Genomic DNA, 14,796 nt, shown 5'->3' with positions numbered 1-14,796 from the left:
GACATCCACCACTACCCTGACGCCTTGAGGCGACAGGGCGGCCCTCAAGCGGCCGGCTACATCACTATCGAGAGCTCGACGACACACCCTCAAGGCATCTCGATGCCCAGCTCATCGATGAAGTGGTCCCGTCGAGTGATCGCCATGGCGGCATCATCCCCGGCTACCGTGGCGCAAGCATTGATCAGGCACTCGGCCGCGGCGAAGAAGGCGACCATGCTATTGGAAATGAAGCTGGTCTCATGGGGCACCAGAATCGAGACACCAGAGTGTCGCACCAGCGGAGAGCTCGCATAGTCGGTAATGATCAACGTCTTCACGCCGTGTTCATGGGCGAGGCGACAGACATCGACTACCTGACGCGTGTAGGGCTTGCAGCTAGCGGCAACCAATACGTCGCCGGGCGACATCGCCGCGAGGCCTTCGGCGATGCCGTTACTGTAGTCGTTGAGCAGCCCGACATCGGCGCGAATCATGCCCAGGCCATAGGCGATGAAACTACACAGGGCATGGAACTGGCGCACCCCATAAAGCCGAATCCGATCCGCTGACATCACCGCCTGGGCGAAGGCCTCGAGATCCACCTGCGAGAGTCCCTGCCCGAAGCGCTCGATGTTCTGTTGGTTCTCCGTGCAGAGCCTGACGGCCTGGGCCTTGAGGCACTGCCGGTCGGCCTGCAGCGCCGCGCTGGCGTGATCCCGGTAGAAGGATGCGGAGTGGGACAGCGTGCTACTCAGCAGCACACTCTGCAGGTCGCTGAAGCGCTCGTAGCCCAAAGAGCGCGCCAGCCGTGAGATGGTGGAGGGATTGACCCCCAGATGGCGAGCAGCCGTGGAGATAGACAGCAGGGCCTGATCGCCGTTGAGTTCGATCAGCCTTGCCAGCACCTCCTGCGCCTTGGGCCCAAGGCGCAGCTCGGACTCCCCCGCGAGATGCGCAGGGAGAGTTCACGTAGGGCGTCAACCGTCTCGGGAGGACGAGCGGCACGGGTGGTGTCCGGCATAGAGGGGCGCGGCTCCTGGTCGATCATAAACCTGCCATGCTACCCCATCCGGGCCCGGTTGCATTACCGCCGTGGCCAGGGTGTTCTCCTGGTCGGGATCGTCCGGGTCCAGGCGCAGGATAGGCAGCCCGCTCCCCTGCCGGTCGTGAAGCACCGTCAGCGGATCGCGAGCCCCCTCCGCGACCAGCACATCGCCACGGAGCTGGCGATCCCGGGAGGAGTCGGTCACGATCTGGTGGGCCAGACCGCGGGGATGGTGCAAGGCATGATTGGCGTGAACCCATGGCGTGACGATCTCCTGCGCCGACACCTCGCCCCCGCCGAACTCGACGCTGATGATCGGACCGCCGGCGACCTCTGCCAGGGTGAAGTGAAAGCCGCCACTGCCGGGGTGACGGCGCAGCAGCGACAGCGCCGCCTCGACGTCGATCAGATCGAGCACCGCGCGGCCCAGCACCATCCGCGGAACCTCCGGCGCCAGCCCGGTCAGCCGCAGGTTATTGACCGCCTGCACCAGGCCGGCATTGTTGAACGCCAGGGTGTGTCCCGGCAGGGAACCCGGATAGCAGAAGGCGGTGAACCCCGGCCCCTGATCCGGCTCGCCCTCGAACATGAAGCAGTGGCCGGCAAGCTGCGGCAGGCCATCCTCATTGTGGGCGATCACAGGGCGGGTTCCCGGCACCACCAGGGTGGTGCAGCCGTCGGGCACGCTGGCCAGCAGGTCGCCGCGGCAGTTCCAGGCAAATACCGGCTCGACGGGCAGCTCCAGGCCCTCGGCGAGACCCTCGATCTCGGCCCATACCCTGGGGAAGTGACGCTGAGTGCTCGCGGCCATGCGCGCCACGGCCGGCCGATGCACCGGGTCGTTCAGGCGTTTCCAGAGCGGGGTCGGCAGCAGCCGCTCGTGGACCGCGCGGCGACCCGCCCGTCCCAGCGCCAGCCCCAGGGTCCGGGGGTCGCCGCTGGCCCGCTGCCAGCCGATCAGAGGAGTGTGGTCAGACATGGCGCAGAAAGTCCCTCATCCTGTCATTAGGTGGGCTATCGATCACCTCGGCCGGCTTGCCATCCACGGCAATCTTGCCGTGCTCCATGAAGATGAGCCGCGTGCCCACCTGCTTGGCAAAGGACATTTCATGAGTGACTACCACCATGGTCATGTGCTCGTCGGCCAGCGTCCGCATGACGTTGAGCACCTCTTGCTTGAGCTCGGGATCCAGCGCCGAAGTGGGCTCATCGAACAGCATCACCTTGGGTTTGATCGCCAGTGAGCGGGCAATCGCTACCCGCTGCTGTTGACCGCCGGAGAGCTCATGGGGTAATGCGCCTCCTTGTCGGCCAACCCCACCTTATCCAGCAGCTCGCGTGCATGACGCTTAGCCTCCTGGCGCCCCACATGGCGTACCTGCCGCTGCCCAAAGGCGATATTTTCCAGGGCCGTCATCTGCGGAAAGAGATTGAACTGCTGAAACACCATGCCCGCCTCCTGGCGGATCTCGCGCAGTACCTTGTTGCCCCCCTTCACGCTTAACTGATCGACAATCAGGTCGCCGCCGCTGATCATCTCGAGGCCATTGATACAGCGCAGCAGGGTCGACTTTCCGGAGCCAGAAGGGCCCACCAGCACCACTACCTCGCCACGGTGTACCTCCAGATCCACCTCATCGATCACTTTCAGTGAGCCGAAGTGTTTGGAAACATTGTGAAATTGAATAATGGCGCTCATAGAATTCTCATCCGCTTCTCGATCATCCGCAGGATCATCGTCAGGGTGCCGGTCATGATCAGGTAGAAAACCGCCACTGCCGTCCAGATTTCCACGGCACGAAAGTTGGCTGCCATGATCTCTTGACCGGTGCGTGTCAGTTCGCTCACCCCAATCACAATGAACAGCGACGTATCCTTGAGGCTGACGATACACTGGTTGCCCAGGGGCGGAATCAGTCGGCGAAAGGCCAGCGGCCCCACGATGTAGACGATGACTTTCCAGCGCGGCAATCCGATCGAAAGGCCTGCCTCGGTCAGCCCCTTGGAAATCGACAGCACCGCCCCGCGGACGATCTCGGCAATATAGGCGCCCGCATTGATCATGATCGCCAGAATCGCCGTCGTCATCGGATCGATACGGATACTGGCCAGCACGGGAAGCGCAAAATAAAGAAACATCACCTGAACAACGATAGGCGTGCCGCGGATCACCTCGACGTAAACGAAGGCGAGGCCATTGATGACATGCCCACCGTAGGCGCGCATCAGACCGACGATGGCACCGATCAGCATGCCGCCTGCCAGTCCCATTACGGTGATATAGAGCGTGACCCTGGCCCCGTCCATCAACTGGGGCAGGAATCCGGAAATAATGGACCAATCGACATTCATGCTCGAACCCCCGAGTTTCCATTTCGAGCGGGCGGGACACCCCACCCGCTCGGTGCTTTCTAGCCGATGAAGGGAGGGTTACTGAGCGCCATCTTCGCCGAACCACTTGGCGTAGATCTCGTCGTAACGGCCATCTTCGCGCATGGAGGCCAGCACGCCATTGACCGGCTCGACCAGCTCACTGCCCTTGGGGAAGGCGATACCGTACTCGTGCGCCATCATCTGCTCACCGACGGCCTTCACCTGGCCATCGCCTGCCGTCGCGATGTAATAGAGCACATTGGGCGTATCATGCATGGCCGCATCGACTCGCCCGGTCCGCAGCTCGAGATAGGCGTTATCGATGTTGGGAAACTGGCGCAGCTCGGTGTCGGTGAAATTCTCTCGAGCGTAATCTGCCGCAGAGGTACCGGTACGCACGGCGAGGGTCTTGCCGGCTAGATCTTCGGCGCCGGTAATGTCGCTATCCGTCGGCACCATGATGCGGAAACCGCTCTCATAGTAGCCGTCCGAAAAATCGATGACCTCGGCACGATCGGGTCGGATCGTGATGCCGGCGAGCGCGACATCGATCTGGCCAGTCTGCAGGCCGGGAATGATGCCGTTGAAGTCCATCGGCCGCAGCTCGTACTCGAGGTCCAGCTCATCGGAGATGATCTGCCACATGTCGATATCGAAGCCGACATATTCACCATCCTGCATAAATTCGAAAGGGACGAAAGCCGTATCGGTGGCCACCACCAGACGGTCGGCCTGAGCGGCAACAGCGGCTAGGGAGAGTGCGGCGGTAGCCGTCCAGATCGTCAACTTTTCCATGGAAGCGTTCCTCATCACTATTGATGTTGTTTGGGCAACGGAGGAGGAGCCTGACTGCTGCCATTGTGGGTGGTCGCGATTCGGCAGCGCCAAGTCCTGCAATTATATTTGCACAGAACGAAAGATCGGGCAAATATTTGCATCTAGAAGGCGCGACAGTCTGCCGCCGGCAGCCTTCTGCCGCCGGCGGTGCCTCAGAGTAAGGCGATGATCAGGCCAGCGCCTTGATCAGGATCTTGGACTGGCGGGCGTGGTTGTAGGTGTCGCGGCGCAGCGGCGGCAAGGCCTCGATATCGGCCAGGCGGAAGCCGTGCTCGAAGAACCAGTGGCTGGTATGGGTGGTCAGCGCGAACAGCGCCGTAAGCCCCAGGCGCCGGGCGCGTCGCTCGATCTCGTTGAGCAGCAGGGCGCCCCGGTCGCCGCCGCGATAGCCGACATGCACCGCCACGCAGGCCAGCTCACCCATGTCGGCCTGGCCGAAGCAGTGCAGCGCCGCGCAGGCGATCACCATGCCGTCGCGCTCGATCACCAGGTAGTCGTCGATCTCGTACTCCAGGCGCTCGCGGGAGCGCGGCACCAGCATGCCGCGCCGCTCTAGCGGCTCGAGCAGTTCCAGCAGGCCGCCGATATCGCCGAGCTCGGCGGCGCGCAGCTGCTCGTAGCGGTGCTGGGTGATCATGGTGCCCACGCCGTCGCGGGTGAACAGCTCGCCGAGCAGGGCGTCATGGTCATGCCAGGACAGCAGGTGGGTCCGCGCCACCCCGTGGCGGGCGGCGGCGCAGGCGGCGGTGAGGTGGCGGGCCTGCTCGCTGCCCGCCGCGGCGCCGGCCAGCAGCGGCTCGGCGTCGGCCGGGGTCAGCTGGCGCTGCAGGGCGCCGCTGTCGTCGTGCAGGCCGTCGGCCTCGCCGAGCAGAATCAGCTTGTCGGCCCCCAGCGCCATGGCCGCGTGCTGGGCCACCTCGGAGGCGTCCAGGTCGAACACCTCACCGGTGCTGGAGAAGCCCAGCGGCGGCAGCAGCACCAGCGAGCCGCGGTCGAGCAGCCCCTGGACCGCCGCGGCGCGCACCCGGCGCACCTCGCCGCTGTGGCCGAAGTCGATCCCCTCGCGCACCCCCAGCGGCTTGGCCATCACCAGGTTGCCGGACACCGCGGTCAGCTCGACGCCGTGCAGCGGGGTGTTGGGCAGCCCCAGGGAGAGCCGCGCCTCGAGCCACAGCCGCTGCTCGGCGGCCACCCGCTCGACGCAGCCCATGATCGCCTCGTCGGCCACCCAGCGCCCATCGTGACGCTTCGGCACCAGACCGGCGGCGTCCAGCGCCTGCTGCACCTGGGGGCGAATGCCGAACACCACCACCAGGCGCACGCCCAGGGTGTGCAGCAGCGCCAGATCCTGGATCAGCTGCTCGCCGCGCCCGCGCGCCATGGCCTCGCCCTCGATGAGGATCACGAAGGTTCGGCCCCGGTGGGCGTTGATATAGGGCGAGGAGTTGCGAAACCAGTCGACGAAGGGGAAACGAGTATCCAAGGCCGCGCTCCGGCAGCAGATGAGCGGAAGGGTGTATGAGTCCTTGACTATATCAGAGCCGACAAAACGGCGGCACCACTAGCAGGTACAAGGGACGAGGGACAGGGACAAGGGACAAGGGACAAGGGACAAGGGACGAGGGACAAGGGACGAGAGGCAGCGTTCACCGGATGAACCGGATGCCTGCTCCTCGAACCTCGAACCTCGAACCTCGAACCTCGAACCTCGCACCCCGAACCTCGAACCCCGAACCTCGAACCTCGAACCTCGAACCTCTTATTTATCCGAACATGAACTTGAACAGGAAGAAGAAGACGATCGCCAGGCTCGCCCCGGCGGGCAGGGTAATCAGCCACGACATGACGATGGTGCCGATCACCCGCAGGTTGAGCGCCGCCATGCCGCGGGCCAGGCCCACACCGAGCACGGCGCCCACCAGGGTATGGGTGGTGGAGATCGGCAGGCCGGTGCCCGAAGCCAACACCACGGTGGTGGCCGCGGCCAGGGTGGCGGCGAAGCCGCGGCTGGGGGTCAGCTCGGTGATGCCGGTTCCCACGGTGGCGATGACCTTGTGACCGTAGGTCACCAGGCCGGCCACGATGCCGCCGCCGCCGAGGATCAGCACCCACCAGGGCACCAGGGCGGCGCTGTCGATGACGCCGTCGCTGCGCACCACGCTGATCACCGCGGCGAGCGGCCCCACGGCGTTGGCCACGTCGTTGGAGCCGTGGGCGAAGGCCATGGCGCAGGCGGTGAAGATCATCAGCACCCCGAACACCCGCTCCACGCTGCCGTAGCCGAAGTGGTCGTCGATGCGCCGTTCGGCCTTGACCCGGCTCTCCAGCACGATGCCGATGCCCATGACGCCGAGCCCCATCAGGATCGACAGCAGGAAGCTCTGGCCGAAGGTGAAGTCGAGCCCGACATGGGTCAGCCCCTTGGTCAGGGTGACCATGGCGACGATGAAGCCCACCAGGAAGATATAGAAGGGCACCGTGCGCTTGGCCGCGGCGAAGGGGTCGCGGGCCTCGAAGATCAGGTGCTGCACCGACTTGAACAGCAGGAAGGCGATGGCGCCGGCCAGCAGCGGCGAGATGACCCAGCTCGAGGCGATGGTACCCACCCGCCCCCAGGCGACGGCCTCCATGCCCAGCCCCACGGCGCCGAAGCCGACGATGGCGCCGACGATGGAGTGGGTGGTGGAGACCGGCCAGCCGCGCATGGAGGCGACCAGCAGCCAGATGCCCGCGGCCAGCAGCGCCGAGAGCATGCCGTAGACCAGCAGCTGAGGATTGGCCTGGAGCAGCGCCGGGTCGACGATGCCGCCACGAATGGTGGCGGTGACCTCGCCGCCGGCGAGCCAGGCGCCGAGAAACTCGAAGATGACGGCGATGATGATCGCCTGCTTGATGGTGATCGCCTTGGAGCCTACCGAGGTGCCCATGGCGTTGGCGACGTCGTTGGCCCCCACGCCCCAGGCCATGAAGAAACCGAAGAGGCAGGCCAGGATAATGAAGACTTCACCGTGCTGCGCAATGATCGACATAGGGAGTGATGTCCTATGTGGCTGTCTGATGGGGTGTGCATCGCCCCGGGATCGCCGGGCAAGGCGCGGCGCTACCGGGCCGTGAGGATCTGCAGACGGCTGCCGACACGCTCGGCCCGATCGGAAAGCTCACCGACCCAGTCGATGATCTTGTAGAGGAACACCACGTCCACCGGCTTGAGCCGATCTTCCAGCTCGAAGAGCCGGCGGCGAATGGCGATTTGCTGGTCATCGGCCTGCTGCTCGAGGCTGTGCAGCTCGCGAATCATGTTGTGCATCACGTCGGCCACGTGGCGCCGAAGCCCGACTCCAGCAGGTCCTCGAGCTCCTCCAGCGCCTGGCGGGCCTGGGCCACGCAGGCCACGGCGGTACGCATGTAGTCGCGCATGGGCTGGGCCAGCTCGCCGGGTACCTGCATCTTGCGACCCAGCATGATCCCGGTGATGTCGCGCACCTTGTTGGCGATCTTGTCCTGGACGGTGATCAGGTCGAGCAGGTCGCTGCGCGAGACCGGTAGGAACAGGGTGTTGGGGAGGTTGAGGCGCAGCTCGGTCTTGAGGCTGTCGGCCTCGTGCTCGAGCCGGGTGATGACCTCGCGAATGCGGGCGGCCTCCTCCCAGTCGCCCTGAAGCGCGGCCTCGAAGAAGGGCAACAGCTGGTCGGCGCACTCGTTGGCCTTGACGATATGCGCCAGCAGCGGCTGGAACGGTGAGCGACCGAACATCGCCGAGAAGGGGTTAGGCTTGACCATGGCGTATCATGCGCTTGAGAAATGGCGGCGCCAGTATAGAGACTGCCCACTGTCACGTCATTGAAAAAATAGTGTCACACCAGGCCATAGCGGCCGCAGGAGCCCTCATGAGTCACGAGATCGAACTGAAACTGGCCCTCGGCCCCGAGGGCCCCGCGGGGCTGGCGCACCACCCCCGGCTGGCGACCCGCGCCGCCGAGCAGCGCCAGCTGACCAACACCTACTTCGACACCCCCGACGGCGCGCTGGAGCGGGCTCGCATGGCGCTGCGCCTGCGCCGCGACGACGGCCGCTGGGTGCAGACCCTCAAGACCGAGGGCGAGAGCCACGGCGGCCTGAGCCGGCGCGGCGAGTGGGAGTGGCCGCTGACCGAGGGCGTCCTCGACCGGTCGGGACTGGCCGAGCTGCCGCCCATGGCCGCCCTCGATCCGACGCTGATCGAGCGTCTGGCGCCCCGCTTCACCACGGACTTCAGCCGCCGGATCTGGCGACTCGAGGTTGCCGGAGCGGACATCGAGGTAGCGCTGGATGGCGGCGAGATCACCGCCGACGGCCGCCGCGTGGCGATTCGCGAGCTGGAGCTGGAGCTCAAGGCGGGGGCGCCCGAGGCGCTGTGGCAACTGGCCGGCGAGCTGGCCGAGTCGGTGGCGCTGCGCCCCGCCGACACCAGCAAGGCGGCCCGCGGCAACGCCCTGCTGACCGGCGCCTGGACGCTGCCCGAAGGCGGCGACGCCGACGCCTGGCTGCATCGTGCCATCGTCGCCCTGGACGCCCTGGCCGACACCGACGAGGCTGACTGGCAAGCGGCGGCCCGCGAGGCCCTGGGCCGGCTGGCCGAGCGTGAGCCGGACGCCGACGTCCTGGCGAGGGCGCTGGACGGGTCAGACTGGCTGACCCCGGCCTTCGGCCAGGCGGCACTCAGGCTGGCTCGGCGCCTGGCCAACGACGCCTGACCAGTTCACCTGCAATGAACCCACCATGACCGCTCGGCCCGGGCACAATGATTTTTACGGATTTTTTAGCCCGGCCTGTGGTGCCATGACGTCCATCAAGCGTCCGCAAGCGCGCCGGGACGGGTGGACAAGATCATGGCGAGTCGTTGGCAAGTCATACAGGTGCAGTGGCGCCACTGGGCGCCGATCCTCAAGGTGCTGTCGGTACTTTGGTTGGTGTTGGCCGCCTTCATGGCCGTGCCCTGGCTGGTGCTGGTGATCGAACGGGAGCCGGATGCGAGCGCCTTCGCCCACTCTATCGCCATTGTGCTGGGAGCAGTGGCGCTGAGCTGGCTGGCGACCCTGCGCGTCGAGATCGCCCTTAAGCCATGGCAGATGTTTCTGGTGACCACTCTCAGCTGGGTCACTATCAGCACCCTGGCCAGCCTGCCACTGGTGCTGGGGGCGCCTCAGCTCTCCTTCACCAATGCGGTCTTCGAGTCGGTGTCGGCCATCACCACCACTGGCTCCACCGTGCTGGAGGGTATCGAAACCCTCTCCGACGGCCTCAAGTTGTGGCGTGGCATGATGCAGTGGCTGGGAGGCATCGGCATCATCGTGATGGGGATCGCCATCCTGCCCTTTCTCAAGGTGGGCGGCATGCGGCTCTTTCACACCGAGTCCTCCGACTGGTCCGAGAAGGTAATGCCGCGCACCGGCGGTATCGCCAAGGCCACACTGTCAATCTACGTGGGCTTCACCCTGGTGGCCATGCTGGCCTACTGGCTCGGGGAATGGCACCCCTGGATGCCGTGGTGCACGCCATGACCTCGGTCGCGACCGGGGGTTCGCCAACTCGGATGCTTCATTCGGCGCCTACGCCGACCGGCCTCACCTGTTGTGGATGGGCTCGCTGTTCATGCTGATGGGGGCCTTGCCCTTTGTGCTCTATATTCGCTTCCTACGAGGCGCCCGGAGGGCGATCTGGCGGGATCAGCAGGTTCAAGGCCTGCTGGTCTTCCTGCTGATTGTGATTCTGAGTCTGGCGGGATGGCGCATGTGGCACGGGACGCCTCCCTTCGAGGCACTGACCCATGTCGCCTTCAACGTCATCTCCGTAGTGACGACCACCGGCTACGCTTCTGACGACTACAGTAGCTGGGGGGCACTGGCGATCGTGGCGTTCTTTTATCTGACCTTCGTCGGTGGCTGCAGTGGTTCCACCAGCGGTGGCATGAAGATCTTCCGCTTCCAGATCGCCAGCATCCTGCTTCGCAATCAGCTCCGCTATCTGATTCACACAAGCGGGGTCTTTCCCACTCGCTACAATGGCCAGCCGATTACCGATGACATTACCCGAGGCGTGGTTGCTTTCTCGTTCTTCTTCTTTCTGACCATCGCCGGGCTGGCCTTGGGTCTGGCGATGATGGGGCTGGATATCGTGACGGCCCTGTCGGGGGCGGCCACGGCGGTGGCCAACGTGGGACCTGGTCTCGGCGATACCATCGGCCCGGCCGGCAACTTCGCGCTGCTGCCGGATGCCGCAAAGTGGCTGCTGTGTGTGGGCATGCTGCTGGGTCGGCTGGAGATCCTCACGGTACTGGTGCTGCTGACGCCGATGTTCTGGCGCCGCTAGTAGAGTAGGCGTTACGAGAGAGCTGCAGGAGAGAGCATGCAAGAGCACGCTGAGAAGACGCCCGAGTCGAACCGCCTAGCGCCTGTTCGATTGCTGGTGGCGCTGAGCGGTGGGGCCGAAGATGCGGCTCTGGTGAGGTCGGCCCACCGGTTGGCGGTACGTGATGGGATCAACTGGTGTGCGGCCTATGTGGACAGCGGACGCGAGGCCCCTCGTAGGCGAGAAGTGCTGGAGCGAGACTTTGCCCAGGTACAGCGACTGGGTGGTGAGACTCGGGTCGTCATGGGACAGGATCGTGCTCGTGAGCTGGTGGCCCTGGCCAGGGAGCTCAAGGTAGCAACTCTGCTGGTAGGACATGGTCGCCCCTCCGGGTGGCGCATCTGGCGCCGCCCGGTGGCGGAGCGCCTGGCCCGCCTGGGCGGCCCCTTCGACCTGGTGGTCGTGGCCGAAGCGCGTCAGCGCCCCCGCTTCCAACCGCACCGCCGGAAGCTGGTGTGGCGCTGGCGTGATCCCTTAATCGCAGTCAGTGCGACGCTGGCGGCACTGGGGCTTGCGCTGGGGTTAGAGACCTGGCTTCAACTGGGTAACCTCTCGCTGCTATTCCTCGCGGCAGTGCTGGTCAGTGCGACGCTGGCGGGAACCCGCTCGGCCATGCTGGCCGTGCTGCTGGGTTTTATTAGCTTCAACTTTTTCCTGACCGACCCACGCCACTCCTTGGCCATGGTAGAGCAGGACCAGGTGGTGACCGTTGCTGTTTACCTGCTGGTGGCGGTGGTGGTGGGGCAGCTCGCCGGCAGCGCTCGTAAGCACCTATTGGCCCTGCGTGCCAGTCGCGAGCAGACCTATCAGCTGCTGGCCTTTTCGCGAGAGCTCGCGGCGGCCACACATCGCGAGCAGGTCGAAGTGGCGGGGGCTGCGACCCTGATGCGCTGGCTCGGCTGCCCGGTAGTCATCCTGCCTGCCGAAGACTATGCGGGCGAGATTACGCCTCGGTGCAGCGCCCCAGAAGGCGTCTCGCTGGATGCCGGCGCGAAAACCAGCGTGACCTGGAGCCGTCAGCACCTTCGTCCCAGCGGCAAGGGAACTCAGCAGCCGATGGACACCGATTGGCAGGTGATCCCGCTGCTTGAGCAGCAGCGGCTGGTCGCCCTGGTGGGGTTGGCCCTTGGCCAGCGGGAGCGTCCCCCATCGCCGGATGAGGAGGGACACATCGATGCCATGCTCCGGCTGCTGGCCCTGGCGCTGGCGCGCACCCGTCTGGTGGCCGATCTGGAGGCCTCGCGCCTCTCCGAGGAGAACGAGCGCCTTCGCTCGGCGCTGCTCTCTTCCGTGTCCCATGACCTCAGAACACCGCTGGCATCGATCATCGGCTCGGCCAGTACCCTGCGCGACCTGGGTGATCAGCTCAGCGATGCCGATCGTACCGAGCTGCTCGATGGTGTGCTCAGCGAAAGCGAACGCCTGGACCGCTATATCCAGAACTTGCTGGACATGACACGCCTGGGCCAGGGCGGTCTGAAACTGGAGCGCGACTGGATCTCTCTGGATGACCTCGTGACCAGTGCGCTCAGGCGGCTGTCTCCCCTGCTGCAGGAGCTGAGGGTGGAGAGGCGCTGGCCGGACGGTCTTCCGCTGCTGCATGTGCATCCGGCGCTGATCGAACAGGCGCTGGTCAACGTGATCGAGAATGCCGCACGTTTCTCGCCACCCGGTGGCGTCTTGAGCATCGAGGCCGGCCTCGGTGCAGGGGAGCTATGGCTGTCGGTCACCGATGAGGGGCCTGGTATCGAACCCCACCTGCGCGAGCGCGTCTTCGACATGTTCATCACCGGCGGTGAAGGAGATCGCGGACGCCATGGTAGCGGTCTGGGACTGGCCATCTGTCGCGGTATGCTGGGCGCCCATGCAGGCACGGTCGTAGCCGAGCCAGGGCCAGAAGGGCAAGGAACCCGTATCGTGATGCGGCTTCCTCTACCAGAGATCCGGGAGCCGAGCGACGACCATGTTGACTGAGCCTCATCGTATTCTGGTGATCGATGACGAACCGCAGATCCGCCGTTTCCTTCGCATCAGCCTGACCTCCCAGGGATTCATGGTATACGAAGCGGCGAATGGTGGGGAGGCGCTCACGCGGGCCATCGAGGAGGCACCTCATCTGGTCCTGCTGGACCTGGGGCTACCCGACATGGATGGCCAGGAAGTGCTCGACCGGCTGCGCGCGCGCAGCCAGGTGCCGGTGATCGTGGTGTCTGTGCGCGGGCATGAAGCCGAGAAAGTGAGAGCCCTGGACCACGGGGCCAATGATTATGTCACCAAGCCCTTCGGCATCCGGGAGTTGCTGGCCAGGATTCGCGCTCTGTTACGGCTTCATCAGGTGAATATCCTGCCATCAGAGGGGGAGTGCTACCGGAGCGGTGACCTTCTCATCGACCTGGTGGCCCGGCGGCTTTGGCTTGACCAAGTCCCCGTGCACCTAACCCCCAAGGAGTACTCGGTTCTGGCACGACTCTGCCGCCACGCGGGCCGTGTCGTGACCCAGACCCACCTGCTGCGGGAGGTGTGGGGCCCTACCCACGTCGAGGATACCCACTACCTGCGCATCGTGATCAGCAAACTGCGTCACAAGCTTGGGGATGACCCGAAGTCACCCCGGCTACTGCAGACCGAGGCCGGCGTTGGCTATCGCCTGCTGGTCGAGCCCGAGGCTTCCGACGACCCGAATGGCCACATGGAGCCCCTGACATGAAGATCATCATTCTCGGCGCCGGCCAGGTCGGCGGCACCCTCGCCGAGCACCTGGCCCGCGAAGAGAACGACATCACCGTGGTGGATACCGACGGTGAGCGCCTGCGCGAACTGCATACCAAGCTCGACATCCGCACCGTGGTGGGCCCTGGCTCCTACCCCATGGTGCTGCGCCAGGCCGGCTGCGAGGATGCCGACATGCTGATCGCGGTGACCAGCCAGGACGAGGTCAACATGATCGCCTGCCAGGTCGCCCATACCCTGTTTCGCACCCCCACCAAGATCGCCCGGGTGCGCGCCACCGCCTACCTGACCCGCAAGGGGCTGTTCGCCCACGAGGCGGTACCCATCGATGTGCTGATCAGTCCCGAGCAGGTGGTCACCGACCATATCCGCCGGCTGATCGAGCATCCCGGCGCCCTGCAGGTGCTGGAGTTCGCCGGCGGCCTGGTGCAGCTCGTCGCGGTCAAGGCCTTCTACGGCGGCCCGCTGGTGGGCCAGGACCTGGGGTTTCTGCGCCGCCACATGCCCAGCGTCGACACCCGGGTGGCGGCCATCTACCGTCGCAACCGGCCGATCATCCCGCGCGGCGACACCGTCATCGAGGCCGACGACGAGGTGTTCTTCATCGCCGCCCGCCGCGACATCCGCGCGGTGATGAGCGAGCTGCGCCGGGTCGACCGCGACTTCCGCCGGGTGATGATCGCCGGCGGCGGCAACATTGGCGAGCGGCTCGCCGAGCACCTGGAGCACAGCCACCAGGTCAAGATCATCGAGCACGGCATCGAGCGCTGCACGGTGCTCTCCGAACGCCTCGACCGCACCGTGGTGCTGCACGGCAGCGCCACCAACAAGCGGCTGCTGGAGGAGGAGAACATCGACGAGTGCGACATCTTCTGCGCCCTGACCAACGACGACGAGGTCAACATCATGTCGTCGATGCTGGCCAAGCGCATGGGCGCCAAGAAGGTGCTGACGCTGATCAACAACGCCGCCTATGTGGACCTGGTCCAGGGTGGCGAGATCGACATCGCCATCTCGCCGCAGCAGGCCACCATCGGCAGCCTGCTGACCCATGTGCGCCGCGGCGATATCGTCAACGTCCACTCCCTGCGTCGCGGCGCCGCCGAGGCCATCGAGGCAATCGCCCACGGCGACATGCAGTCCTCCAAGGTGGTGGGCCGCGCCATCGGCGAGATCGACCTGCCGCGCGGCACCACCATCGGCGCCATCGTGCGCGGCAAGGAGGTGCTGATCGCCCATGACGACGTGGTGGTGGCGTCCGGCGACCACCTCATCCTGTTCGTGATCGACAAGCGCCGCATCCGCGAGGTGGAGCGGCTGTTCCAGGTCGGCCTGACGTTTTTCTGACAAGTCTTACTTACATTTTTTGACGCAGGACTGTTGGGTATCCGGGTTACTGAGGGGTATCCGGCGTTTTATTAAGGTTCATCGCAGACTGGCGT

The 14,796-nt window shown here is 65.3% G+C and carries 11 protein-coding genes and 3 pseudogenes; 5 read left to right on the top strand and 9 right to left on the bottom strand.

The features are described from left to right. Positions 1 to 89: 89 nt before the first annotated feature. The 9 genes and pseudogenes from ACSJDS_RS05055 to ACSJDS_RS05015 all read right to left on the bottom strand — a co-directional run bounded on the left by ACSJDS_RS05055 (position 90) and on the right by ACSJDS_RS05015 (position 8,017). The gene (locus ACSJDS_RS05055; protein WP_473032331.1) at positions 90 to 887 is read right to left on the bottom strand and encodes a MurR/RpiR family transcriptional regulator; all 798 of its coding nucleotides are present in this window, start codon (positions 885 to 887) and stop codon (positions 90 to 92) included. 72 nt (positions 888 to 959) lie between these two features. Beyond that, on the bottom strand, positions 960 to 2,006 hold the full coding sequence (locus ACSJDS_RS05050; RefSeq protein WP_473032329.1) for a C45 family autoproteolytic acyltransferase/hydolase: 1,047 nt from the start codon (positions 2,004 to 2,006) through the stop codon (positions 960 to 962). Beyond that, positions 1,999 to 2,250 (bottom strand): hypothetical protein, encoded by a 252-nt coding sequence (locus ACSJDS_RS05045; protein ID WP_473035099.1) that lies wholly within the window; start codon positions 2,248 to 2,250, stop codon positions 1,999 to 2,001. The genes ACSJDS_RS05050 and ACSJDS_RS05045 overlap by 8 nt, the downstream gene beginning before the upstream one ends. A gap of 33 nt (positions 2,251 to 2,283) precedes the next feature. Then, a pseudogene (locus ACSJDS_RS05040) lies at positions 2,284 to 2,726 on the bottom strand (ATP-binding cassette domain-containing protein); the annotation flags it as partial. Continuing rightward, on the bottom strand, positions 2,723 to 3,379 hold the full coding sequence (gene glnP / locus ACSJDS_RS05035) for a glutamine ABC transporter permease GlnP (protein ID WP_473032328.1): 657 nt from the start codon (positions 3,377 to 3,379) through the stop codon (positions 2,723 to 2,725). The gene glnP and the pseudogene ACSJDS_RS05040, both read right to left, overlap by 4 nt. Positions 3,380 to 3,457: 78 nt before the next feature. Further along, positions 3,458 to 4,195 carry a glutamine ABC transporter substrate-binding protein GlnH gene (gene glnH, locus ACSJDS_RS05030; RefSeq protein WP_473032327.1) on the bottom strand — a complete coding sequence of 246 codons (738 nt, stop codon included), beginning with the start codon at positions 4,193 to 4,195 and terminating at the stop codon, positions 3,458 to 3,460. Between the two features lie 211 nt (positions 4,196 to 4,406). After that, positions 4,407 to 5,720: an amino-acid N-acetyltransferase gene (gene argA / locus ACSJDS_RS05025; RefSeq protein WP_473032326.1), complete on the bottom strand. Its 1,314-nt coding sequence runs from the start codon at positions 5,718 to 5,720 to the stop codon at positions 4,407 to 4,409. 280 nt (positions 5,721 to 6,000) lie between these two features. Further along, positions 6,001 to 7,266, bottom strand: a complete 1,266-nt coding sequence (locus tag ACSJDS_RS05020; RefSeq protein WP_473032325.1) for an inorganic phosphate transporter — start codon at positions 7,264 to 7,266, stop codon at positions 6,001 to 6,003. A 71-nt stretch (positions 7,267 to 7,337) separates the two neighbouring features. Continuing rightward, positions 7,338 to 8,017, bottom strand: a pseudogene (locus tag ACSJDS_RS05015) (TIGR00153 family protein). Between the two features lie 107 nt (positions 8,018 to 8,124). On the opposite strand from ACSJDS_RS05015, the gene ACSJDS_RS05010 reads away from it, so the two are divergent. The 5 genes and pseudogenes from ACSJDS_RS05010 to trkA all read left to right on the top strand — a co-directional run bounded on the left by ACSJDS_RS05010 (position 8,125) and on the right by trkA (position 14,701). Next, complete coding sequence (locus ACSJDS_RS05010) at positions 8,125 to 8,970, top strand: CYTH domain-containing protein (RefSeq protein ID WP_473032324.1); 846 nt, start codon at positions 8,125 to 8,127, stop codon at positions 8,968 to 8,970. A gap of 135 nt (positions 8,971 to 9,105) precedes the next feature. Next, a pseudogene (gene trkI, locus ACSJDS_RS05005) lies at positions 9,106 to 10,585 on the top strand (Trk system potassium transporter TrkI). 36 nt (positions 10,586 to 10,621) lie between these two features. Continuing rightward, positions 10,622 to 12,598, top strand: a complete 1,977-nt coding sequence (locus tag ACSJDS_RS05000) for a DUF4118 domain-containing protein (RefSeq protein WP_473032323.1) — start codon at positions 10,622 to 10,624, stop codon at positions 12,596 to 12,598. Further along, positions 12,588 to 13,331 (top strand): response regulator transcription factor, encoded by a 744-nt coding sequence (locus ACSJDS_RS04995; RefSeq protein ID WP_473032322.1) that lies wholly within the window; start codon positions 12,588 to 12,590, stop codon positions 13,329 to 13,331. The genes ACSJDS_RS05000 and ACSJDS_RS04995 overlap by 11 nt, the downstream gene beginning before the upstream one ends. Beyond that, positions 13,328 to 14,701: a Trk system potassium transporter TrkA gene (gene trkA / locus ACSJDS_RS04990; RefSeq protein ID WP_473032321.1), complete on the top strand. Its 1,374-nt coding sequence runs from the start codon at positions 13,328 to 13,330 to the stop codon at positions 14,699 to 14,701. Before ACSJDS_RS04995 ends, trkA begins: the two co-directional genes overlap by 4 nt. Positions 14,702 to 14,796 lie beyond the last annotated feature (95 nt).

Source organism: Halomonas sp. SL18_1, assembly GCF_055755715.1.
Note: the sequence above shows the minus strand (reverse complement) of the source record. Positions and strands in the feature narration are given on the sequence as shown.